The organism is Gillisia hiemivivida (assembly GCF_007997295.1).
GTDB lineage: Bacteria > Bacteroidota > Bacteroidia > Flavobacteriales > Flavobacteriaceae > Gillisia > Gillisia hiemivivida.
Genome location: NZ_VORY01000005.1, coordinates 86,228 through 110,783, shown reverse-complemented (window position 1 = coordinate 110,783; position 24,556 = coordinate 86,228). Strand labels below are relative to the sequence as shown.

General features: G+C 35.1%; 21 protein-coding genes and 1 pseudogene. 13 read left to right on the top strand and 9 right to left on the bottom strand.

Annotated elements, in window-relative coordinates; translation table 11 throughout:
- Positions 1-40: 40 nt before the first annotated feature.
- A complete protein-coding gene (locus tag ES724_RS06760; protein WP_146931298.1) occupies positions 41-958 on the bottom strand; it encodes a tetratricopeptide repeat protein in 918 nt (305 codons plus the stop codon).
- Between the two features lie 191 nt (positions 959-1,149).
- Positions 1,150-3,255 (bottom strand): ATP-dependent DNA helicase RecG, encoded by a 2,106-nt coding sequence (gene recG, locus ES724_RS06755; RefSeq protein WP_146931295.1) that lies wholly within the window; start codon positions 3,253-3,255, stop codon positions 1,150-1,152.
- Positions 3,256-3,485: 230 nt separating this feature from the next.
- Between recG and ES724_RS06750 the strand changes: the two genes are divergently transcribed.
- Genes ES724_RS06750 through ES724_RS06740 form a run of 3 tightly spaced genes read left to right on the top strand, consistent with a single transcriptional unit; the run spans position 3,486 to position 7,428 of the window.
- Entirely contained in the window at positions 3,486-5,603 is a 2,118-nt protein-coding gene (locus tag ES724_RS06750) for a M1 family metallopeptidase (RefSeq protein ID WP_146931292.1), read from the top strand.
- Positions 5,603-6,505 (top strand): patatin-like phospholipase family protein, encoded by a 903-nt coding sequence (locus tag ES724_RS06745; protein WP_146931289.1) that lies wholly within the window; start codon positions 5,603-5,605, stop codon positions 6,503-6,505. Before ES724_RS06750 ends, ES724_RS06745 begins: the two co-directional genes overlap by 1 nt.
- The gene (locus ES724_RS06740; RefSeq protein ID WP_146931286.1) at positions 6,505-7,428 is read left to right on the top strand and encodes a patatin-like phospholipase family protein; all 924 of its coding nucleotides are present in this window, start codon (positions 6,505-6,507) and stop codon (positions 7,426-7,428) included. Before ES724_RS06745 ends, ES724_RS06740 begins: the two co-directional genes overlap by 1 nt.
- Before the next feature lie 83 nt (positions 7,429-7,511).
- Here ES724_RS06740 and ES724_RS06735 read toward each other — a convergent pair whose 3' ends face one another.
- The 4 genes from ES724_RS06735 to ES724_RS06720 are packed head-to-tail and all read right to left on the bottom strand — an operon-like array spanning position 7,512 to position 11,494.
- On the bottom strand, positions 7,512-8,033 hold the full coding sequence (locus ES724_RS06735; RefSeq protein WP_146931283.1) for a DUF7935 family protein: 522 nt from the start codon (positions 8,031-8,033) through the stop codon (positions 7,512-7,514).
- A 2-nt stretch (positions 8,034-8,035) separates the two neighbouring features.
- Entirely contained in the window at positions 8,036-9,658 is a 1,623-nt protein-coding gene (locus ES724_RS06730) for an FMN-binding glutamate synthase family protein (RefSeq protein ID WP_146931280.1), read from the bottom strand.
- Between the two features lies 1 nt (position 9,659).
- Positions 9,660-10,937 (bottom strand): amidohydrolase, encoded by a 1,278-nt coding sequence (locus ES724_RS06725; RefSeq protein ID WP_146931277.1) that lies wholly within the window; start codon positions 10,935-10,937, stop codon positions 9,660-9,662.
- A 14-nt stretch (positions 10,938-10,951) separates the two neighbouring features.
- Positions 10,952-11,494 (bottom strand): DsrE family protein, encoded by a 543-nt coding sequence (locus tag ES724_RS06720; protein ID WP_146931274.1) that lies wholly within the window; start codon positions 11,492-11,494, stop codon positions 10,952-10,954.
- 165 nt (positions 11,495-11,659) lie between these two features.
- Here ES724_RS06720 and ES724_RS06715 point away from each other — a divergent pair, with 165 nt between their 5' ends.
- The 4 genes and pseudogenes from ES724_RS06715 (at position 11,660) to ES724_RS06700 (ending at position 15,946) form a co-directional block, all read left to right on the top strand.
- A complete protein-coding gene (locus tag ES724_RS06715) occupies positions 11,660-13,981 on the top strand; it encodes an ATP-dependent helicase (protein ID WP_146931271.1) in 2,322 nt (773 codons plus the stop codon).
- 41 nt (positions 13,982-14,022) lie between these two features.
- Positions 14,023-14,235, top strand: a pseudogene (locus ES724_RS06710) (DUF2945 domain-containing protein).
- Between the two features lie 153 nt (positions 14,236-14,388).
- The gene (locus tag ES724_RS06705; RefSeq protein ID WP_146931268.1) at positions 14,389-15,009 is read left to right on the top strand and encodes an L-threonylcarbamoyladenylate synthase; all 621 of its coding nucleotides are present in this window, start codon (positions 14,389-14,391) and stop codon (positions 15,007-15,009) included.
- A 106-nt stretch (positions 15,010-15,115) separates the two neighbouring features.
- Positions 15,116-15,946, top strand: a complete 831-nt coding sequence (locus ES724_RS06700) for an alpha/beta fold hydrolase (protein WP_146931265.1) — start codon at positions 15,116-15,118, stop codon at positions 15,944-15,946.
- 166 nt (positions 15,947-16,112) lie between these two features.
- Here the strand turns inward: ES724_RS06700 and ES724_RS06695 are convergent, their stop codons facing one another.
- From ES724_RS06695 to ES724_RS06685, 3 genes are all read right to left on the bottom strand, one after another.
- Positions 16,113-16,946 (bottom strand): OmpA/MotB family protein, encoded by an 834-nt coding sequence (locus tag ES724_RS06695; RefSeq protein WP_146931262.1) that lies wholly within the window; start codon positions 16,944-16,946, stop codon positions 16,113-16,115.
- Between the two features lie 82 nt (positions 16,947-17,028).
- Entirely contained in the window at positions 17,029-18,027 is a 999-nt protein-coding gene (locus tag ES724_RS06690; RefSeq protein ID WP_146931259.1) for a glycosyltransferase family 2 protein, read from the bottom strand.
- Between the two features lie 70 nt (positions 18,028-18,097).
- Positions 18,098-18,544, bottom strand: coding sequence for a type I restriction enzyme HsdR N-terminal domain-containing protein (locus ES724_RS06685; protein ID WP_146931256.1), 447 nt, complete (start codon positions 18,542-18,544; stop codon positions 18,098-18,100).
- Positions 18,545-18,689: 145 nt separating this feature from the next.
- Here ES724_RS06685 and holA point away from each other — a divergent pair, with 145 nt between their 5' ends.
- From holA to ES724_RS06655, 6 genes are all read left to right on the top strand, one after another.
- A complete protein-coding gene (gene holA / locus ES724_RS06680) occupies positions 18,690-19,694 on the top strand; it encodes a DNA polymerase III subunit delta (RefSeq protein WP_146931253.1) in 1,005 nt (334 codons plus the stop codon).
- Position 19,695: 1 nt separating this feature from the next.
- A complete protein-coding gene (gene menA / locus ES724_RS06675; protein ID WP_146931250.1) occupies positions 19,696-20,598 on the top strand; it encodes a 1,4-dihydroxy-2-naphthoate octaprenyltransferase in 903 nt (300 codons plus the stop codon).
- A gap of 81 nt (positions 20,599-20,679) precedes the next feature.
- On the top strand, positions 20,680-21,360 hold the full coding sequence (locus ES724_RS06670) for a metal-dependent hydrolase (RefSeq protein ID WP_146931247.1): 681 nt from the start codon (positions 20,680-20,682) through the stop codon (positions 21,358-21,360).
- 25 nt (positions 21,361-21,385) lie between these two features.
- Positions 21,386-22,420 carry an o-succinylbenzoate synthase gene (locus ES724_RS06665; protein ID WP_146931244.1) on the top strand — a complete coding sequence of 345 codons (1,035 nt, stop codon included), beginning with the start codon at positions 21,386-21,388 and terminating at the stop codon, positions 22,418-22,420.
- A gap of 7 nt (positions 22,421-22,427) precedes the next feature.
- Positions 22,428-23,378, top strand: a complete 951-nt coding sequence (locus ES724_RS06660) for a CPBP family intramembrane glutamic endopeptidase (RefSeq protein WP_146931241.1) — start codon at positions 22,428-22,430, stop codon at positions 23,376-23,378.
- Positions 23,379-23,434: 56 nt separating this feature from the next.
- The gene (locus ES724_RS06655) at positions 23,435-24,532 is read left to right on the top strand and encodes an AMP-binding protein (protein ID WP_146931238.1); all 1,098 of its coding nucleotides are present in this window, start codon (positions 23,435-23,437) and stop codon (positions 24,530-24,532) included.
- Positions 24,533-24,556: the final 24 nt, after the last annotated feature.

Sequence of the window (24,556 nt, the reverse complement as noted above, 5' to 3'; positions counted from 1 at the left end):
TTGCCACCTCCATTAAAAATATGATAATGCTTTAACGTATTTATGTGTTTTTAGAATAATTCTTGACTGTAGATTTTTTCCACTCATCACTGGCAGACTCTCGTGCGAAAATCACCCATTCTATATTATCTTCTGAATCCATTTCTATTTCATGACGAGATATATGTTCTTTTCCTTTTCTGTCTATAAAGGTTTCCATTAATTCTACTTTATTGTCACCAAGATCTTTAACCTTAATGTGGGAAACCCTAATCCCTAAAGGATCAACAGGGCTTATAAAAGCCATGTCGTATCTTTCTTGAACCGCATCATAAACTAAAATTCTCTTTGCAACCGGATTTTTTCCTTGATTATATAAGATTACGGTTAGGATATTTCCATTTTCATCGAAACTGGAGGAGCTACGGATTTTATTTGTGGAAGTAACCTTATCCTCAGTAAAATTCAAGATGTCTACGGTATAATCTCCAACCATGAAATCGAAAATGCGATGTTTGTTTTCTAGTTTTGCAAGTTTAGTTTTAGAAGCTATATAGATTTCATCTTCTTGATCCATGTCGTTTTTATGAGCTATATCAATAGATTTTTGAAGATTTTCTTTAGCTTCATCTTTGTTGCCCATTTCCAACATGAGATCTGCATATGAATCGTATGGATTTGCCTCGTTACTATACTCTTCAATTTGAGCTAGGAATACCTTTTTTGCTGCATCCATGTCTTGGTCTTCAAGCATTAGTTTATATCCTAGAACGTTCAAAGGCTCTGAAAGACCGGTATAATCTTTTTCGATATTTAATTTTTCATACATTTTAAGGCTTTTGTCTATGCCGTTTAATTTATATTCTGTGTGTAATTTATCTGATAAATTTGGTTCAGATTTTTCTTGTCCTAGAACTAAAGGACTCAGACTTATAAGCAACATGCCTAAAATCCATTTAAGGTTTAAATGTATTTTCATTATTTCAATTTAATATTAGTATTACAATATTGTTGGGAGGAGAAATTGAACTCAATACTATGAATTGGGGATTTTAAAATTAATTAGGGCAGGAGTTGCGATTGCTATTTATACAAACCGCGGGGCTTAAAGTTACGAAATTAGTTTCAATAACCTAACAATCAGTATTTAAGTAAAATATAAAGCAAGATTTAACTAATATAATTCCAGATATTCTTGTGCTTAGCCACTTGTTGGTAAGTGTATTTCACCATTTTATGCTCTGGCATTTCTAGGTTTGGGTCCTCAGTGAGTAATCTTTTAGCATAATCTCTAGCAGATTTGAGGATCTGATTATCCTTTACAATATCTGCAATCTTTAAATTAAGAATTCCACTTTGTTGTTTTCCCATAAGATTTCCAGGGCCTCTTAACTTTAGATCTACTTCTGCGAGTTCAAAGCCATCATTAGTACTAACCATTGTTTGAAGGCGAGTTTTGCTGTCTTCAGAAAGCTTGTGTCCGGACATTAGGATGCAATAACTCTGTTCTGCTCCCCGTCCAACACGACCACGAAGCTGGTGCAACTGCGATAAGCCAAACCTTTCGGAACTTTCAATAATCATCACACTAGCATTTGGAACATTTACACCAACTTCTATTACAGTAGTCGCCACCATAATTTGAGTATCACCATTAATAAAACGGTCCATTTCGTAATTCTTGTCTGCAGATTTCATCTGTCCGTGCACAATGGAGATCTGATATTTGGGCATTGGAAATTCCCTTGAGACACTTTCATAGCCATCCATCAAATCTTTATAATCCATTTTTTCGGACTCCTGAATCAAAGGATATACTATATAAATTTGCCTCCCTTTTTCAATTTCATCTCTTATAAATCGAAAAACTTTTAGACGGTTGCTGTCAAATCTATGAACCGTTTTTATAGGTCTTCTTCCCGGTGGAAGTTCGTCTATAACAGAGACATCTAAGTCGCCATATAAACTCATTGCAAGAGTTCTTGGAATTGGTGTTGCGGTCATGACTAAAATGTGTGAAGGGAGCTCATTTTTTTTCCATAATTTGGAGCGTTGTTCTACTCCAAATCTATGTTGTTCATCTATGATCGCAAGGCCTAAATTTTTGAATTTTACCTTGTCTTCTAACAGAGCGTGGGTACCAATTAGGATGTCTAATTCTCCATTTTCCAGTTTTTCGTGAATTTCTCTTCTTTTTGAAGCTTTGGTTGAACCAGTTAATAGTTCTATACTGGTGTTCAGTTCTTTACATAATTCAATTAAACCCGTATAGTGCTGTACTGACAAAATTTCAGTAGGGGCCATTAAGCAAGCTTGAAATCCGTTGTCAAGTGCTATTAACATTGACATTAAGGCTACTATGGTCTTCCCGGAACCTACATCTCCTTGTAAAAGTCGATTCATCTGTGCGCCGCTCCCAAGATCACTCCTAATTTCTTTGATCACCTTTTTTTGTGCGCCGGTTAATTTGAAGGGTAAATGTTCTTTATAAAACGTTTCAAAATTATCTCCAATCGTGTCAAAAACATAACCCTTAATTCTCTTTTTATGGAGCATGTTTTTAACTAAAAGTTGGAGCTGAATATAAAATAATTCTTCAAATTTTAGCCTGAATTGTGCTCTTGATAATAGCTCTTGGCTCTTTGGAAAATGAACATTAAAAAGTGCTTCTGCACGAGAAATTAATTTGAGATCTTCATGAATATTTTGTGGTAAGGTGTCGTAGAATTTTCCTTTGGTTTCAATAAATAATTGTTGCATTAATTTATTGATCACTCTATTTGTAATTCCTTTATTGGTTAGTTTTTCTGAAGATGGATACACGGGTTGCATCGCAGTTCGTAAACTTTTTTCATGTTCTTCCAGCAATTCCATTTCTGGATGTGGCATACTAAACAATCCATTAAACCAATTGGTCTTTCCGAAGATCACATAAGGAATATTAAGCTTTAAATTCTCCCTAATCCATTTTTGACCTCTAAACCATACCAGTTCCATTTTTCCGGTTTCATCTACAAAATCTGCAACAAGGCGTTTTCCCCTTTTTTGTTCAATGGTTCTAAAAGCAACTATTTTCCCGAGTACCTGTATATCTGCGGAATTTTGCTGAAGTTGATTTATTTTATAGTACTTGGTTTTATCCAGATACCTATTGGGAAAGAAATTTATAAGATCCTGATAGGTATGAATGCCTAGTTCCTTTCTAAATAACTCAGCCCGGCTGGGGCCAACTCCTTTTAAATAATCTATGGGGGTTTGTAGCAAATTGGCATTCATGAAACGAAGATATTAAATTCCTTTTTTAATCCCTCATTGAAGGTTTGATTTCCCGAGCTTTGCCTCAAATTCAAAATTATTTCCCAAACCAATAGCTCGTTGGTTTGCCCCGAGGCTTTTGATTTGAAGCAGATTCTTACATAAGTGATCATCAAAAAACAATCGCTTTCTAAGATTCCTAAATTAATAGACAGATTTTGTAATTTGCATACTTATTGAAGTCCCATAGAATGAGATACCATTTTTTATTTCTTTTTTGCATATTCAGTATTGCGGGCTATGCACAATATGATAGTTCCTTAGATCAAACCAAAAAAGTAGATTTTCTACAGGTAGATGCTGAAATAAATATTTTTCCGAAGAAAAAAAGTGTAGAAGGAGAAGCGAATTATCAATTTAAAATCCTTAGCCCACAAGATTCTATTTTTATTGATGCCAAAAACATGGAGTTTTCATCTGTTCTTCTTAATGGCAACAAGGTTTCGTATTCTAGCGATAGCTCCAGGATATGGATAAAAACAGCTTTTTCTCCTAAGAAAGAATACCAGCTTACTTTAAAATACTATGCCGAGCCAAAACAGGCTATGTATTTTATTAATTGGGATGCTCCACAGGAAAAAAATGTGAGTAAACAAGTTTGGACTCAAGGGCAGGGTAGAGATAATTCCAATTGGTTGCCAAGTTTTGACGACATGACCGAAAAGTTGATTTTCAATTTAACGTTCAATTTTGATAAGGGGTACCAAGTTATTTCCAACGGAGAATTAGTAAATAAGAGAACACTTAATGATTCTATAACTCAATGGGAATTTAAGATGGATAAACCTATGAGTAGTTATTTGGTGGCAATTGCAGCCGGTAATTATTCTAGACTCACTTTACAATCTAAAACTGCAGTTCCCATTGAGCTATATTTTGAGCCAAAAGATTCAATTAAGGTAGAACCAGCGTACAGATATACCAAAGAAATTTTCAATTTTCTCGAAGATGAAATTGGTGTTGCCTATCCCTGGAAGAATTTCAAGCAGGTTCCCGTTCAGGATTTTCTTTATTCAGGAATGGAAAATACCGGTCTCACAATTTTTTCAGATTCTTTCATGATAGACTCAACGGCTTTTATAGACCAAAATTATGTTTTTGTGAATGCGCATGAATTTGCTCACCAGTGGTTTGGAGATATGGTTACAGAAACTAATGGGAAACATCATTGGTTGCATGAAGGTTTCGCCACGTATTATGCTTGGTTGGCAGAAAAAGAGATTTTTGGTGAAGATTATTTTTACTGGAAATTATATGAATCTGCAGAACAGTTAAAAGAACTAAGCGACTCGGGGAAAGGAGAGTCTTTACTGAAACTTGATGCAAGTTCCCTTACATTCTATCAGAAAGGAGCTTGGGCATTGCATATTTTAAAAGAGCAGATTGGAGAAGATAATTTTAAGGAGGCAGTTAAAAACTATCTTTTGAAGAATGCATATTCCAATGTAACCACAGATGATTTTGTGCGAGCCGTAGAAGAAGCCACTGAAATGGATGTTTCTGCTTGGAAACAGGATTGGTTACAACAAAGTGCTTTTCAAGGAACCGAAGCATTGGCTTCTTTAAAAAGATCTGAATTTATCTCAAAGTACATGGAACTAGCCTCTTTAAGAGAAACTTCCATTTCAATTAAAAAAGAATATTTAGATAAAGCTTTAGATTTTCCGGTAAACGAATATATAGGGCAAGAAGTTGTTTTTCAGTTATCTGGTGAGAATACTAATAAGACAATGTTCCTTTATAAAAAGGCTCTGGATACTAATAATTTGAGAATTAGGCAAGCCGTAGCAGTGAGTATAGATTCAATTCCTGCAATATTAAAATCGAAATTTATTGAACTTTTAGATGATGAATCATATATCACAAAGGAAAATACGCTTTTAAAATCATGGATGCAATTTCCAGAGGTAACAGAAAAAATTTTAAATAAGACGCAAGATTTTGAAGGCTTTCAAAATAAGAACGTAAGGCTGTTGTGGCTAGTCATCAATCTAGTAAGCACAGAAATAGATTCAGAAAAGAAACCAGCGTATTATAAAGAATTATCTGGATACACGAGTGAAACTCTCCCTTTTGGATTAAGACAAAATGCCTTTGGCTATCTGTATCAGATAAATGCTTTTTCTGAACAGAATTTATTGGATCTTTTAGAAGGAGGTCAACATTCTAACTATAGGTTTAGAAATTATTGTAGAAGCTTATTGGATAAATTGTTGAAAGATAAAGAATATCGCACAAAATATGTAGCTTTAAGTACTACTATGGAAAATCCAGACTTAGAATTTTTAACCAAACGATTACAGGATTAATGCGAGCATTAGTAATTTCTGGAGGTGGTAGTAAAGGGGCTTTTGCAGGTGGAGTCGCGCAGTATTTAATTGAAGTGATGGGTAATGACTACGATCTTTTTTTAGGAACTTCTACTGGCAGTTTATTAATCTCTCATCTAGCGTTGAATAAGACTCAGAAGATCAAAGAAGTTTACACATCTGTCAATCAAAAAAGCATTTTTAGCAATAGGCCATTTTTAATTAAACGTAAACATGGGCACGATCAAATTTCTATAGATCATTTTAACGTGATTCGTAATTTTATGAAGGGTAAGAAAACTTTTGGAGAGAGCCAAAATCTTAAAAAGCTAATCCTTAATACAATTACCAAGGAGGAGTTTGAAGAGTTAAAAGTGGCTAAAAGAGAAATATTGGTTACAGTTTCTAATATTTCTTTGAATGAAGTGGAATATAAATCTATACGTGATTATTCCTACGAAGATTTTTGTGAATGGATCTGGATCTCTTGTAATTATGTGCCTTTTATGAGCTTGGTACAAAAGAATGGCTGCGAATATGCCGATGGTGGCTTTGGATCTATGGTGCCAATAGAAGAAGCCATAAAACGGGGCGCTACAGAAATTGATGCGATTATTCTTAAAACAGAAGTGACCTATTTTAATAGATTGCCATCAAAAAATGTGTTTTCATTGATCACTAATTTATTCGGTTTTATGCTGGATAGAATTGAAAATCAGAATATTAGAATAGGAAAATTTGTGGCGGTTAATAAAGATGTAATTATAAATTTTTATTATACTCCGTCCGTGTTAACAACTAATTCGCTTATTTTTGATAAGGTAAAGATGGAACGTTGGTGGGAGAGTGGCTTTAGTTTTGCCAAATATAAAAATGAAGAATTAAACCAAATTGAACCTTAATGCGAGCATTGGTAATTTCAGGAGGAGGAAGTAAAGGAGCTTTCGCCGGGGGAGTGGCCCAATATTTAATGGAAGAAGAAGGGAAGAAATATGATCTATTTCTAGGAACTTCTACTGGAAGTTTGCTCATACCTCACTTAGCAGATGGTAACATTAAAAAGGTGTATGATATCTACACAAATGTTACCCAACGAAAAATCTTTAACATTAACCCATTTGTGGTAAAAAAGAAAGATGGTAGGGAATATGTTACCATCAACTATTTTAATATGTTCCTTCAGTTTGCTAAGAAAAAAAGAACTTTTGGAGAAAGTAAAAATTTACGTAAAAACATAAAAAAAGATTTTTCAAAAGCTGATTTTGAATCTGTAAAAAATAAAGCAAAAGATGTAGTTGTTACCGTTTCTAATTTATCTAAAAACAGAGTAGAATATAAATCTATCCATGACTTTTCTTACGATGATTTTTGCGATTGGATCTGGATTAGTTGTAATTATATTCCGTTTATGAGTCTTGCAACCAAGAATGGCTATGAGTATGCCGATGGGGGTTTGGGCTGTGTTGTGCCTATTCGAGAAGCTATTAAACGAGGTGCTACTGAGGTGGATGCAATTATTCTTGAAGCCGAGAATATGGAGTATAATAAAGTACTAGGGAAAAACCCTTTTTCTTTAATGATAAATCTCTTCGGATTTCTATTGGATCAGGTTGAATATCACGATGTGGTGGAAGGAAAACTTGCCGCTATGAACAAACAAGTAAAATTGAATACCTATTACACACCGGTTCAATTAACAGAAAACTCCTTGGTTTTTAATAAAAAGGCCATGACCTCTTGGTGGCAACAAGGTTTTGATTATGCAATGGAACGTGGCATTCAAAAAAAGAATAATCAAGCAATATCTTTCAAGAAAATCCTTTAAATTAATTTTTCTCAACAATTAAAAATATGGTTTAAATCTAAATTTAACCATAGATAGCCAATAATTGAAGGCTAAAGGAAGTGCTAAATTGTATTTCGTAATTCTTTCTTGATGTAGTCTAAAGCAGCTTCTGTTGGTGGTGTTTGATTCATCAAGGCGTTCAAAATATCCTGCCTTAATTCATCAGCATTAGTAACATCTTCCTTTTTAGCTGTTTTCCGAATAATACCAATTGTAGCATTTTTAGAAGTTTTTATAACATTCCAGCATTCTGGAGAAAGATAGATTTGCTGAGCTAAATTATGATCGAATTCCTGATCTATAGTTTGAACAAGCATATCTTCATACGCCTGTAAGTCATTAGATTTTGGTTTTATCCTAAGCAATAATTTTCCCATAGAAATCCTTTCTAAGAACAAGGCCATACGTTCAAATGCTTGTAATTTAATAGGGAGTGCGATTTTTTGGTTTTCTAGCCTTAATAGATAAAGTCTTCTTTTTTCCTCATTGGAAATATGCATTTTGAAGAAATAAAAAGAGATCAAACCAACAATAACAGCTGGTAGTAGATAAAATATTAGGTCAATAATGTTGATGTCGTTCATAGTTAATTAGTGTCGTAAACAGAGGTGTCTTCGGTTTCTGCTTCTTTAGTTTTTACTTCTTTTCCCTTGGAAAATGTTCCGCCCAAATGTGGACAATCCATATGTTCTTGTACCGAGGTAAAGGGCACTGAGGTTTTATGGTACGCAAACGTAGAAGCAAGGGTCATTGTTATATTTTTATCGCTTAAATTAATGTCCACATCGTCCATGGTGAATTGAGAGGGATGTTCATAACCACATGCATGGGTCATTTCCAGTAACTCTTTCTTGAATTTAGCAAAATAAAAATTCACTCTTTCAGCTTTATCTTTAACGTTTATTCCGGCCTGTAGCCATTTATTATGAGTGGTTATTCCAGTTGGACAAGTATTGTTATGGCAGGATTGAGCCTGAATACAGCCAATACTCATCATGGCCTCACGAGCAACATTAATAGAATCTGCACCCATTGCGAATGCCATCGCTGCTTTTGCTGGAAAACCAAGTTTTCCACTGGCTATAAAAACAATTCTTTCGGTGATTTCTTCTTTCTGAAAAACTTTATAAACATCTGTAAAAGCATTTATAAATGGTAGGGAAACATGATCTGCAAAACTTGGAGGAGCAGCTCCAGTACCACCTTCACCGCCGTCTACAGTAATGAAATCCGGTCCTCGATTGGTTTTCTTCATTATGCTTGCCAATTCTTCCCATTGCTTCAATTGTCCTACTGCAGATTTTATACCAACTGGTAAACCGGTAGCCTCTGCTATTTCCTCAATAAAATCAACCATTTCGGGAATATTATTAAAGGCAGAATGTGTTGGGGGAGATAAAACATCTTTTCCCATAGGTACATGCCTTATCGCAGCAATTTCTTTTGTGATTTTTGATGCCGGTAATACTCCGCCTTTCCCGGGTTTAGCCCCTTGCGACAATTTTACTTCTATCATCCTAATTTGGGGATTCTCCTGCACTAGCTTTATGAGTTTTTCTAAGGAGAAATTACCATCATTCCCACGAACTCCAAAATAACCGGTCCCAAAATGAAATGCAACATCTGCCCCCTTCCGGTGGTAAGGTGAAAGCCCGCCTTCTCCTGTATTATGATAGGCATTTGCTAATAAACATCCCTCATTTAAGGATTCTACAGCTTTCGCCGATAGCGAGCCGAAACTCATGGCTGAAACATTGATTATAGAGGCAGGTCTATAAGGTCTTTGTCTTTTATTGAAGGAACCCATCACCTTTGCACATGCAATAAAATAAGGGTGTTCTGAATTTGGATGGTCCTTTTCGAGCTTGTATGCAAGCATGGAGTTATTTATGAAGATATAGTTGGTTCTATAAATGTCTTCATTGGTTCCAAAACCTTCATAGTTATTCTCATTTTTAGCCGATGCATAGATCCATCCTCGTTCATTTCTATTAAAGGGTAGTTCTTCTCTATCGCTTGCAACAATATATTGCCTTAGCTCGGGCCCTATGCGTTCCAGAAAGTAACGCAAATGTCCAACTACAGGAAAATTGTGTTTAATTATGTGTTCTTTACTAAAAAATATATCCTTTATTGCAACGAGGATTAGGAAAATTATAATCCATCCCCACCAGGGAATACTTCCTAAAATATTTAATACCTCGTTCATTCTAATTGTTTAAATAGTCTAAAGCTAACTGGGACATCACTTTTACACCCAATAACATTCCGCTTTCATCTATATGAAAATCTGGAGTATGATGTGGAGCAGCCTCGGTCGTTCCTAAAGCTTGTCCACCTAGAAAAAAGTAAAACCCAGGAACTACTTCCTGAAAGAAAGAGAAATCTTCTCCACCAGTTGTGGCTTTCACTAATTCAACTTTATCCTTACCTGCAATATTTTGTAGTGTAGGAAGCATTTTATTGGTTAGCTCCGGATCGTTGTAGGTAATAGCAGTATTATTCTGAATTTCTACAGTTGCAGTTCCTCCATAGGCTTCAGCTATTTTAGGAACCATCTCACCCATTCTTTTAAGGATAGTAGCTTTCATATCGGCATCCAAAGTTCTTATGGTACCAATCAGTTCAGCAGTTTCCGGAATAATATTAAAACGCACCCCACTGGTAATTTTTCCAACGGTGATCACAGCTGCACCATCTACTAATTTAGAATCACGACTAATTATAGTTTGTAACCCATCAATGATCTTTGCTGAAATTAAAATAGGATCTGTACCACTCCAAGGGGCAGAACCGTGAGTTTGCTTTCCTTTTACATTAATCACAAAACGCTCTACAGCAGCCATGGTACCTTCTGGTTTGTAACGAATTGTCCCGACAGGTGTTCCGGAATTTATGTGTAGCCCGAAAATGGCATCCACATCTGGGTTTTTTAAAACACCTTCCGCAATCATTAAAGAGGCTCCTCCTTTTTCTCCAGGGGGTGGACCTTCCTCAGCGGGTTGAAAAATGAATTTTACAGTACCATTAATCTTGTCTTTATTTTTAGAAAGAACTTCAGCAACACCCATTAAAATTGCAGTATGCGTATCGTGTCCACACGCATGCATTACACCGGTTTTGGTTCCTAGAAATTCTGTAGTAACTTCAGATTTGAAAGAAAGCTCATTTCTTTCAGTTACCGGCAAAGCATCTATATCTGCTCTAAGGGCAACCACTTTCCCAGGATTATCTCCTTTTAAAATTCCGACCACTCCGGTCTTTGCAACTCCTGTCTGAACATCTAAACCAAGACTCTCAAGATGTTTCGCTATTTTCTCAGCAGTTTTGAATTCACGATTAGAAAGTTCTGGGTGTTCATGGAAATCTCTTCTCCATTCTATTACTTGAGATTCTATATCATTGATCTCAGCTTCCAGATCCGGTTGCATTTGGGCTTGGCTTCCAACGGAGATTAGTAACAATAAGCTTAGAAGATTGTATTTCATGGGTTTGATTTTTATTAAAAATTAATAGGTCGGTAGCCTTGATTTTGAAGTTGTACCAAGGCCGTCATGGCAGAAAGCGCTATTTTAACCTGTGGTAGTGTTTGAGCTTTCGTGATCTTTCTATGAGCAGCTGTTTGACCACATAGTATTAATTCTACTCCTTGATCTGACAATTGAGAGATTAGTTCGGCATTCGGGTTGACAGCGACTTCAGGAAATTTCTCATGATAAAATTCGTTTTTTAAGATCTCAGTTGAAGCTGAGGCATGAATTACCAATGCAACTTTTATATTCTCTGCAGGAACTCCAGCCTCTCGATGCATATTGATGAATCTAGCAGCAGTTTCTATGAGTGCATTTGGCTGAGAAGGATTATCAAAACTTCTTCCTATATCAAAAACCACTTTGTATTGCGCGGTCGTATCAGTTTTAAAATCGGGATTGCTTACCGTATAAACTTTCCCATAATCCTTTAGTACTTGTCCAGAATGAGCTTCTTGAGCAAAATTGAAGGAGGTGGTGATTAGTGCAATTAATAATAAAAATTGTTTGACCATTTAGAATTTGTTGTTAATAATTTGGAAGATTTTTTCTAGAGATAAATATATTTAAAAAAACAGGCATGTCATAATTTGCAGACTCTTTGTTTAAAAGTAAGACCAAAAGGAGTTTTAAAGTACATCTTAATTGGTTAAATTCACAACTTAAAATAAAGGATAAATTTGGAATCTTATTTAGCAGAATTAAACGAAGCCCAACGGGCTCCCGTTCTTCAAAAAGACGGGGCAATGATAGTGATAGCAGGAGCAGGGTCTGGGAAAACGCGGGTACTTACCTATAGAATTGCTTATTTAATGAGCAAAGGGGTAGACCCATTTAATATTTTATCGTTAACCTTTACCAACAAGGCAGCGAGGGAAATGAAAAAACGGATCTCTCAAATTGTTGGAAGTAGTGAAGCAAAGAATTTATGGATGGGAACATTTCACTCCATTTTTGCCAAAATGTTGCGTGTCGAGGCCAGTAAACTGGGCTATCCTTCAAATTTCACCATTTACGATACTCAAGATTCTCAACGCCTTATTTCAGCAATCATCAAAGAGATGGGGCTAGATAAGGATATCTATAAATATAAGCAGGTTTACTCAAGAATATCTTCCTATAAGAATAGTTTAATCACCGTTAAGGCCTATTTTCAAAATCCTGAATTGCGGGAAGCCGATGCTATGGCTAAAAAGCCAAGACTTGGGGATATCTACAAGAATTATGTAGATCGTTGTTTCAAAGCTGGCGCGATGGATTTTGATGACTTATTACTAAAAACTAACGAACTCTTGAATAGATTTCCAGAGGTGCTTCAGAAATATCAGAACAGGTTCCGATATATTTTAGTAGATGAGTATCAGGATACAAACCATTCACAATATTTAATTGTAAAAGCACTTTCAGATAAATTTCAGAATATATGCGTGGTAGGGGATGATGCGCAAAGTATTTATGCCTTCCGTGGAGCGAATATCAATAATATTTTGAATTTTCAGAAAGATTATGATAATGTGCAGATGTACCGTTTGGAGCAAAATTACCGTTCCACAAAGAACATCGTAAATGCAGCTAATTCCATTATAGAAAAAAATAAGACCAAACTAGATAAAGTGGTTTGGACGGCAAATGACGACGGACCAAAAATCGTTGTAAATAGATTGCTTACAGATGGGGATGAAGGGCGATTTGTAGCGAGTTCTATTTTCGAGAACAAGATGCAAAAGCAAATGAATAATGGAGATTTTGCGATCTTATACAGAACAAATGCCCAGAGTAGGGCTATGGAGGATGCTTTGCGTAAAAGAGAGATCCCTTATAGAATTTACGGTGGGCTTTCATTTTATCAGCGAAAAGAGATCAAGGATGTCCTATCTTATTTGAGATTGTTGATAAATCCTAATGATGAAGAAGCTTTAAAAAGGATCATCAATTTTCCTGCAAGGGGAATAGGATCTACGACTATAGATAAGTTGACAATTGCAGCCAATCAATATAACAAATCTATTTTTGAGATCATTGAAAATCTGGATCATTTAGACCTTAAGATAAATTCTGGAACCAGAAACAAGTTGGCGAATTTTGCGAACATGATCAAAAGTTTCAAAATTCTTACTGAAAACGCTGATGCTTTTGTGGTTGCAGATACGGTAGCCAAGAAAACCGGACTTGTTCAAGAACTTAAAAAAGATGGGACGCCAGAAGGAGTAGCGAAAATTGAAAATATAGAAGAACTTCTCAATGGAATTAGAGATTTTGTGGAAGGACAGCAGGAACTGGCAGATGCTTCGGGCTCTTTAGCTGAATTTCTGGAAGATGTTGCTTTGGCAACAGATATGGATAAGGAGACCAATGAGGATCATGTGGCGCTTATGACCATACATTTAGCAAAGGGTCTGGAATTTCCATTCGTTTATATTGTGGGGATGGAAGAAGATTTGTTTCCTTCTGCAATGAGTATGAGTACGCGGTCTGAATTAGAAGAAGAACGTAGATTGTTTTACGTAGCACTTACCAGAGCAGAGAAACAAGCATATTTAACCTACACGCAATCCCGTTATAGATGGGGGAAACTGGTAGATGCAGAACCTAGTAGGTTTATTGAGGAGATAGATGAAGTTTACATGGATTATATGATCCCTCAGGATGACTATAAGTATAAACCTCTTATGGATCTCGATATTTTTGGGGATGTAGATAAAAGTAAATTCAGGCAATCTAAACCAAAATCTGGGACACCGCCACCTGCACATAAACCTAACGAAGAGCAACTTAGGAAGCTTAGAAAACTTAAACCAACTGCTACAGATTATCCTACAGCCTCGATAAAAGACACTGTGAAATTGGAAGCAGGAAATGAAGTGGAACATATTCGTTTTGGAAAAGGAAAAGTGCTGAATATCGATGGGATTGGACAAGATAAAAAAGCAGAGATCGATTTTGAAAATGGTGGAGTTAAAAAACTTCTATTGAGATTTGCTAAACTGAAGGTGCTTTCATAATTTAATTCTTTATAAACTGTTTTCCTCTAATTCTATAATATATGATTCGAAAAGGTAGTAATGTAAAGTGGAAATGGGGTTCTGTTGAAGCTGAAGGAAAAGTAATTGACACCTTTTCAGAGAAGGTTACTAAGACAATTAAAGGAAGTGAAATTACCTGAAATGGCGAAAAAGGAAATAAAGCATTATTGATTGAACAGGAAGATGGAGACAAAGTTTTAAAACTTGAAAGCGAAGTAACTCATATAGAATAAATTTAGATACAGCATTTCCCAACAAAGTTTTTAACGGACTTGATATTATAAGTTTTATAGGGGTGCTCATAATATTGCATCATAGGATATATTTTAAACAGCAGATATCTTTTTATTAATTTGTGATTTTTCCAACTTAGAAAGAATAGTACTATGGCTAATTTAATTAGAATTTACGAAGAGAATCCTAATCCAAAAGACATCAAAAAAGTAGTTGATGTACTTAGAAAAGGAGGTTTGATTATTTATCCAACAGATACTGTTTACGGCCTTGGTTGCGATATTACAAATACAAGTGCTTTAGAGCGAATTGCGCAGATAAAACAAGTGAAATTAGACAAAGCTAATTTTTCTTTTATTTGTGAAGACCTTAGTAATCTTTCAGATTATGTGAAGCAAATAGATTCCCCAACTTTTAAATTGCTAAAGCGGAACTTGCCTGGGCCATTTACTTTTATACTTCCAGGAAATAACAATCTTCCAAATGTGTTTAAGAAAAAGAAAACAGTTGGAATCAGGGTGCCAGATAACAATATTTGCCGGGCGATTGTAAGAGAATTAGGAAATCCTATAGTTTCAACCTCTATTAAAGATGAGGATGAGGTTATTGAATACACAACAGATCCTGAATTAATTCTTGAAAAATGGGATAAGCTTGTAGATATAGTAATTGATGGTGGTTATGGAGATAACGTGGGTTCTACAGTGATAGACCTTACCGGAGATGAGCCAGAATTAATAAGAGAGGGTAAGGGAAGTTTAGAGCTTATGTAAATTTTGGCATAACTAGTTAATTGCATATTAAATAGGCCCGATTCTTTTTAATGCTCCTTTTTAAAAATTAGCTTTAGCTATAAAGTTTAATTAAAAAAGAAAAGGAATGAGTTATTTTAAATCTAAGACAGCAACAGAAGAAGTAAATATATTTTACGAAGACTTTGGTAAAGGACAACCAGTTATTTTGATACACGGTTGGCCCTTAAGTCATAGAATGTGGGAATATCAAATAGAAGAAATTATAAATGCAGGATTTAGATGCATTACATATGATAGAAGAGGCTTTGGAGAAAGTGGTAAGCCTTGGGGAAAATATGATTATGACACTTTAGCTTCAGATCTCAATAATTTAATTGATCACCTAAATCTTTCCGATTCCATTTTAGTTGGATTTTCTATGGGTGGAGGAGAAGTAGCCCGATTTATCGGGAATTATGGAACTAATAAGATCTCAAAAGCAGCCCTTATATCTGCAGTTCCTCCTTTTATGCTTAAAACAAGTGATAATCCCGAAGGTTTAGATAAAGAAGTTTTTGAAGGATTCAAGAAAAACGTCAGGGAAGATAGAGCCGGATTTTTAGCCGGTTTTGGTGACAAGTTTGTAAACTACTCAGATAACAAAGAGAAAATAAGCAAGGATCAGGTTCATTTAAACTGGAGTATTGCATGTAAGGCCTCTCCAAAAGCTACTATAGATTGTGTAGATTCTTTTGGTCTTACAGATTTCAGAGAAGATCTAAGGAAATTTGATGTTCCAGCTTTAGTGGTTCACGGAGATGCAGATCAGATAGTTCCCATAGACGTAGCAGGTAAAAAAAGTAAAGATTTAATTTCCAATGCGAAGTATGAGGTAATCAAAGATGCGCCACATGGTTTGGTATTTACCCATAAGAAAGTATTCAACAAAATTCTAATTGACTTTTTGAAGAGTTAATCCCTCATTTCGGGTTTAATTCCCCGAGGCATGCCTAGAAATCTTTAATAGAATTCTCCGATTCATATCCATTAAACTTACCCCAAGGGATCTTGATTTTGAAATTAGCAGACATAAAAAAAGCCTCGCAATTGCGAGGCTTTACTATTTTCTAAGAATGTTCAGCTTATTTAGCTTCTTTCATTCCTTGCTCTATAAGGTTGTAAAATTGATCTAATTTAGGTAAGATCACAATTCTTGTACGTCTGTTCTTAGAACGTCCTTCAGCAGTATCGTTAGATGCTACAGGAATGTAGTAACTTCTTCCTGCTGCAGTCATTCTTTCTGGTGGCACACCAAATTCATTTTGAAGAATTCTTACAACAGAGGTAGCGCGTTTAACACTTAGATCCCAGTTGTCTTCAATTACTCCACCTTTCATTGCTTGATCATCTGTGTGACCTTCAACCATAAATTCGATCTCTGGTTTGTTCTTCACTACCATTGCAACTTTTCCTAATACTTCTTTTGCACGAGAAGTTACATTGTATTTACCACTTTCAAATAATAACTTATCTGAGATAGATACATATACAACACCTTTTTCAACATTAATGCTAATGTCTTCATCATTCATGTTTCCAAGAACTCCTTTTAAGCTAGTAACTAAAGCAAGAGTAACAGAATCTTTTTTGGTAATTGCATCTTGCATACGTTGGATCTTCATATCTTTTTCCTTGATGCTCTCTAAAGATTTTTCAAGGTTAGAAGCTTCCTTAGTAGACAGTGTAGCTAAGTCTCCGACATTGTTCAATAATGCAGAATTCTGATTATTTAGGGTTTTTATTTGTTCACTTAATCTTTCTTTTTCGTCTAAACAAGAATTTAATTTAACGGTCGCAGTGTTTAATTGATCCCTAGTTTCTTGTTGTAGGGTTTCAAGCTCAGCGTATTTCTTCTGTGACACACAAGAAGAAAGTAATAAGGCGGCTGTAGCCGTAAGTAACATGATTTTCTTCATAATTTGATGTAAATTTTTTATTGTTAGATTTTCTCAAAGCTATCAAAATTAGTGCCCATATACTATTTTTTGCCTTGAAACATTAAAAATCGGAGAATTTTTTTTGCCCCAATCCATAACTTCGGCAAACAACGGAAATTTTTAAGTAATAATTATCTTTCTTGGGAAGTTTTTTGCGCTTTTTTATTAATTTATTTAATTGTGTGTAAAAACTTATATGTGCTTGAAAAACAGCGATAAAGTGATTTAATTTTAATTCGAATAAAAATTTAAATGCAGCTATCCCATCCAAAACCATTCGTAAAAAAAGTACCGATGAAATTTTATTGGAAGGCACATTTTTTATCAGATTAAATAAGCTATTTCTGAAATTAAAAAATGTCTTTTTTGGGTTCATACTGTTCAAAGTTGCCCCACCCACATGATAAACCACAGAGTTTGGTGTATAAATAACCTTATACCCATAATTATGAAGCCTCCAGCAGATATCTATTTCTTCTTGATGCGCGAAATAATCTTCATCTAGTTTACCAACTTCGTAATATTTATCTCGCTTTATAGCTAAACAAGCTCCGCTTGCCCAAAAGATCTCTATTTCATCATCATATTGGCCGTTGTCTTTTTCAAGATAATCAAAGATTCTTCCCCTACAAAAAGGGTAGCCAAATTTATCTATAAAACCACCAGCTGCACCAGCATATTCAAAGTGAGTTGGTTTTTTGTAATCTAAGATCTTTGGTTGAACTGCTGCAACGCTTTTATCTTTCTCAAAAACACCTTCTATGGGGAGTATCCAATTGGGAGTGACTTTAACATCACTATTTAACAAAATAAAGATATCTTCAGATAGTCCTGCTAAGGCATCATTATAGCCTTTTGCATAACCACCGTTTACTTTGTTTTGAATAATTTTTACTTCAGGGAAATGAGCTTCCACAAAAGAAATTGAAGTATCTGTAGAAGCATTGTCTGCAACATAGACGGTGGCTTCTTTAGAATATTTTACTACCTCTGGGAGGAATTCTTTTAAAAGATCCAGCCCATTCCAATTTAATATTACTACGGCAACGGTCTGATTCATTCTGAATTCTTATTTTTTATTCTGTGGCTTCAAAAGTAAACAGAATAATTTTTAGGTTAAAGCGAGTGCTCTATAATTGATATTCTGGAAGGCTTGGTAGAAAATGGTACTTTTCCAGTTCGTAATCTAATTGACAAAAATGATGGTCTAAACCATTGGTTACCATAAGATAATTTGCGTCTAGGCTCATATTATATCTTGCAATTTGATCAAAAGTATCTTGGGTGATCTTTATAGCAGGCGCTTTGCATTCTACAATTATATGAATATCTCCTTTAGAGTTATAAACGACTACATCGTACCTTTTTATTCTCTTTCCTATTTTGAGTTGTTTTTCAACATTTATAAGGCTTTTGGGATATTTTTTTTCTGAAATCAGGTATTGAACGGTATGCAGTCTTACCCATTCTTCTGGAGTAAGGATTATAAACTTTTTCCTAATCTCATCGAAAGCGGCTATTTTATTTTCGCTATTTTTGAAGCGAAATGTATATTGCGGGAAATTCAATTTTTGCATCAGTTCAAATAAACAAAATTATAAAGTTATAGCTAAGAAATTTTTCTATTTAATACTGAGTTGTAACTTAAAAGATCTTGTAGAATTAATCCCTTTTGAGCTGAAAAAGCCTCAAATCAAGTACGCCTAACTGCCTTACAACCTTATGGAAGACGCAATTCAAATAGTTAACTCAATTAAAAACGGACAGGTAAAACCCATTTATTTTTTAATGGGTGAAGAGCCTTATTATATAGATAAGATCGCTAATTATATAGAAGATCATCTAATGCCGGAGGAAGAAAAAGGTTTTAACCAGATGGTGATGTATGGTCGAGACACTACAGTTGATGAAATAATAAGCAATTCCAAACGATACCCTATGATGGCCGAAAGACAGGTGATCATTGTAAAAGAAGCGCAGGATCTTTCCAGAACTATTGAAAAGTTAGAGGCATATTCAGATAAGCCTCAGCCTACCACAACTTTGGTAGTATGTTATAAGTATAAAAAAATTGATAAACGTAAGAAGCTTTACAAGTCGGTGGCTAAAACCGGGGTGATTTTTGAAAGCAAGCGGCTTTATGAAAATCAGGTGGCAGATTGGATTCAGAAAAATTTAAAGTCTAGCGGATATGCAATTTCTCCGAAAGCATCGCAAATGCTGGTGGAATTTTTGGGAACAGATCTTAGTAAGATCGATAACGAATTACAAAAACTACAAATAATAGCCCCAAAGGGGACTAATATTTCTCCAGAACTAATTGAAGAGAATATAGGGATAAGTAAAGATTTTAATAATTTTGAACTTAGAAAGGCAATTGGAACGCGTGATACGTTAAAAGCGCATAGGATTATTAATTACTTCGCACAAAATACCAAAGACAACCCTATGGTTGTAACAGTGTCTTTATTGTTTGGTTATTTTTCTCAAATTTTACAATATCATGGGATAGCCGATAAGTCCAAAGCCAATGTAGCGAAGGTGCTAAAGGTAAACCCTTATTTTGTGGCAGATTATGTATTGGCAGCTAGAAATTATCCCATGAAAAAGGTGAGCCAGATCATTGCTTATTTACGGGAAACAGACGTTAAAAGTAAAGGGGTGGGAGCTACAAATGTCCCTTCTGGTGACTTGCTGAAAGAATTGGTTGTAAAAATTATGAATTAAAATGACAGGATTTAAAACATGGGTAAGTGCAGCAAGGTTAAGAACCTTACCATTATCCATTAGCGGAATTATTGTAGGAACTACTATCGCGGTTCATGAAGGATATTTTAGCATTGTGATTTTTAGCCTCGCTTTAGGTACCACATTAGGACTGCAGATATTATCTAATTTTGCAAATGATTATGGAGATGGAATAAAAGGAATCGACAATGAGGATAGAGTTGGCCCACCAAGAGCTTTGCAAAGCGGATTGATCTCAGAAAAAGAAATGAAAAAAGGGATGGTGCTTACGGCAATTTTAACTTTTTTGATGGCGATACTTTTAATTTATTCAGCATTTGGACAGGATCATTTTTGGTATGCCATCATCTTTTTTCTCTTGGGAGTAAGTGCTATTACGGCGGCAATAAAATATACGGTTGGTACAAATGCTTATGGCTACAGAGGTTTGGGAGATATTTTTGTATTTATATTCTTTGGGCTGGTAGCAGTTTTAGGAACCTATTTTCTTTATGCAAGAGAAATATATTGGATAGCCTTACTACCTGCATCGGCCTTAGGAATGTTGAGTGTAGGAGTATTGAACCTTAATAATATGAGAGATAGGATTTCCGATGAAATTTCGGGGAAAGTTACACTTGTAGTTAAGATGGGAGAGAGAAGAGCTAAAAATTATCATTACACTTTAATTCTTGGAGCTATATTTTTGTTTCTCATATTTAGTGTTCTAACTTATAAAGAGTTAAATAATTTTATCTATATATTGGCTTTTATTCCTTTGGTGCTTCACTTGAAAAGAGTGGTCCAAAATAAAGATCCTCGTAAATTGGATCCGGAACTTAAAATATTAGCATTATCCACTTTTGCAGTCGCAGCCTTATTTGGAATTGGTTTGCTAATTTAATCCCACTAATAAATTTAACATTTGCTTAGGGTGTAATCTTGTTTCATTGTTTATTTTTATTGAAATTCCAACCTTTTTGCAATGATTATAACTTTCTACGGACAAAATTCCTTCAGTATTAAAATAGGAGATATCAATATTATTATAGATCCATTTATAACAGGAAATAAACTTTCTAAAGACAAAGTGGATATCAATAAGTTAAACGCCGATTATATTTTGCTTACTCACGCGCATCAGGATCATATTTTAGATGCTGAAGCTATTGCAAATAATACAGGAGCTGTCATTGTGAGCAATTTTGAGATCGCAACTCACTATGAGAATAAGGGTTTTGAAGTGCATCCTATGAACCATGGTGGTTCCTGGGATTTTGAGTTTGGAAAAGTCAAGTATGTAAATGCAATACATACCAGTTCTTTTCCAGACGGATCGTATGGCGGTCAGCCTGGAGGATTTGTTATAGAAGGCGAGCATAAAAATATTTATATCGCAGGTGATACTGCGCTTACCATGGATATGAAGCTCATTCCACTAAGTACTAAATTGGATCTGGCAATTTTACCAATTGGAGATAACTTTACAATGGGTGTGGAGGATGCCATAATTGCGAGCGATTTTATAGAATGTGACAAAATAATAGGTTGCCACTACGATACTTTTGGATACATAGAAATAGACCACGATGAGGCGAAACGTAAGTTTTATGAAAAAGGCAAAGATCTTATGTTACTTGAAATTGGAGAAAGCATTGAATTATAATTTCAAAAAAAATAACTAATTCTCAATGCAGGCAACTTACCGCAGACATCTTTTAGAATTTAAACGCCCAAGCGGAACCTCGCGGGGTATTCTTACCACTAAAGAAACTTGGTTTATAATTATAACCTCTGAAGAAAAAGTTGGTGTCGGAGAATGTGGACTCTTACGATCTCTGAGTATAGATGATAGACCAGATTATGAAAATAAACTATCTTGGGTTTGTGAAAACATCTCTCTTGGTGTTGATGCACTTTGGGAACAACTTTTAGATTTTCCCTCGTTACAATTTGGTGTAGAGATGGCCTTTAGATCTTTGGAAGCCTCAACTCCTTTTTTATTACATCCTTCAGAATTCACCAATGGAAAAGATTCAATCCCAATAAATGGATTGGTATGGATGGGTGAAAAATCCTTTATGAAGGAGCAAATTCTCGAAAAGATAAAAAATGGTTTCAAATGCATTAAGCTGAAAATTGGTGCAATTGATTTTGATGCGGAATTAGATCTTCTGAAATTTATAAGATCTGAGTTTTCTTCCGAAGAAATAGAAATAAGATTAGATGCCAATGGAGCTTTTTCCCCAGAGGATGCTTTAGCAAAACTGCAGCGACTTAACCAGTTTAATATTCATAGTATAGAACAGCCTATTAAACAAGGACAGTTTAGTGATATGGCGAAACTATGCGAGATCACACCCATTCCTATTGCATTAGATGAAGAGCTAATTGGAGTTACCGGTGTAACAAACAAGAAGAAATTACTACAAACAATCAAGCCTCAGTATGTCATTTTTAAGCCAAGTCTAATTGGAGGATACAAAGGGACAGAAGAGTGGCTGCAGTTGGCAGATGCAATGGAGATTGGTTGGTGGGTAACAAGTGCTTTGGAAAGCAATGTAGGTTTAAATGCCATAAGTCAGTGGACTTACACCAAAAAGTCTCAGTTACCTCAAGGTCTTGGTACCGGAGGTCTTTATACAAATAATTTTGAGTCTCCGTTAGAGGTAAAAAGCGGAACTATTATGTACAATCCTGAAACCTCTTGGGGTTTTAATCTATAATTTATACATGTTCATTAAGCAAGCATTTAATTACCAACATAGTTTTTGGAGATATTTATTAGGGGTATCCATTATTATTTTCGCAGTAATACTCGGGCAAATTCCATTGGCGGTAGCTATGTTTTTGGAGGGCGGTATGGATATCGTTGGAATGGAAGAAGCAGAGATGCTGAAAATCTTAGATTCCAATCTAAACCTGTTTCTATTATTGCTCACATTTGCGGTAGGTCTGTTTGCGTTATTATTTGTGGTGAAATATATCCATTATCAACCTATTCGAACAGTTACTACTTCTCGAAAAAAAGTAGATTGGGGTAGATTTTTCTTCGGATTTGGATTGGTAGCAATTTTTTCTATTTCAGTTACAGCCTTCGATTATTATTCCAACCCCCAGGATTACTTGGTTAATTTCCAACCCGAGCCATTTTTTATAATGCTGATCATCGCTTTGATCATGATCCCATTGCAAACCAGTTTTGAAGAATATCTTTTCCGAGGCTATTTAATGCAGGGAATAGGAGTGTTGGTCAAGAATAAATGGGTTCCATTAATATTGACTTCGGTTGTATTTGGCGGGTTACATTTCTTTAATCCGGAAGTGACAAAAATGGGAAATATCATAATGATCTATTATATAGGAACAGGTTTTCTATTAGGTATTATGACACTTATGGACGAAGGTTTGGAATTGGCTTTAGGCTTTCATGCCGGGAATAATTTACTAACAGCTGTATTGGTTACGGCAGATTGGACGGCGTTTCAAACAAATTCTTTATTAATAGATATATCAAACCCAACAGCGGGTGTAGATGTGCTTATTCCAATATTCGTAGTATATCCTTCATTTTTGTTCATAATGGCTAAGAAATATGGATGGAGTGATTGGAAAGAAAAACTATTCGGAAAAGTAGAGGCTCCGATTGTTGATAAGAATATTCAGAACATAGGAAATTCATAAATATTTTTGTTAATTTTAGGTTTAAGTAACAATATTTTCGTTAAAAACCAACTGTAATGATTGATAAATTTTGTCTTCCAGATACTCATAAAGGTTTTAAAATTAATAAGTTGCATTTTTCTAATGAAGATTTGGCTAAAGTGGCTTATAACTTCATTAAGGAAGGAGAACCGCATGAAGGAGAGATTGGAGATTTTATCTTAAATTGGCTAAAGCCTTCAGAGTTTATTGTAGTAAATACCTCTGGCTCTACTGGTAAAGCAAAAAAAGTTAAGGTCAGGAAAGAGCATATGATCAATTCTGCCATAGCAACAGGAGATTTTTTTGAAATGGAAGCGGGATGTACTGCATTGATGTGTTTGCCAGCAAAATATATCGCAGGTAAAATGATGTTAGTGCGTGCAATGGTTTTAGGATGGGAATTAGATCTTGTGCCACCTTCTTCTAATCCGTTGGATAATTTGTATAAAACATACGATTTTTGTGCGATGACCCCATTTCAGTTAGATAATTCTATTAGTAGGCTACATTTAATCAAGAAATTAATAGTTGGTGGTGGGGCTGTTTCTCCAAAATTACAAGAAATGGTTCAGGGTCTTAATACCAAAGTTTATGAAACTTTTGGAATGACAGAGACAGTTTCTCACATGGCTGCTAAAAAATTGAACACTAAAAAGAATAAGAAAAAGCCAGCTCCTTTTAAAGTAATGCCCAATGTGCATATTTCCAAAGACAAAAGAGATTGCTTAATTATTAATGCCCCTACCATCGCAGATGAGGTACTAGTGACCAATGATGTAGTGGAGATTCTTACTTATAAGAAGTTTCTCTGGAAAGGTAGAATTGATAATGTGGTAAATTCTGGAGGGATCAAATTGTATCCTGAAAATATTGAAAGAAAGCTAAGTGCAGTAATAGATGGTCGCTTTTTCCTTATTGGAATGCCGGATGATGCACTTGGAGAAAAATTAGTCTTATTTATTGAAGCAGATTTTTCTGAAGAATTATTATCGGAGCTAAAAGAGAGGGTGCATTCAGTAAAACACTTGGATAAGTACGAAATTCCGAAGAAAATTTATCTAATTGGGAAATTCGAAGAAACTCCTAACGGAAAGATCCATAGAAAAAATACTCTTCGAAGCAAAATAAAGTAACTTTCTCTCTTGATTTAAAAATGC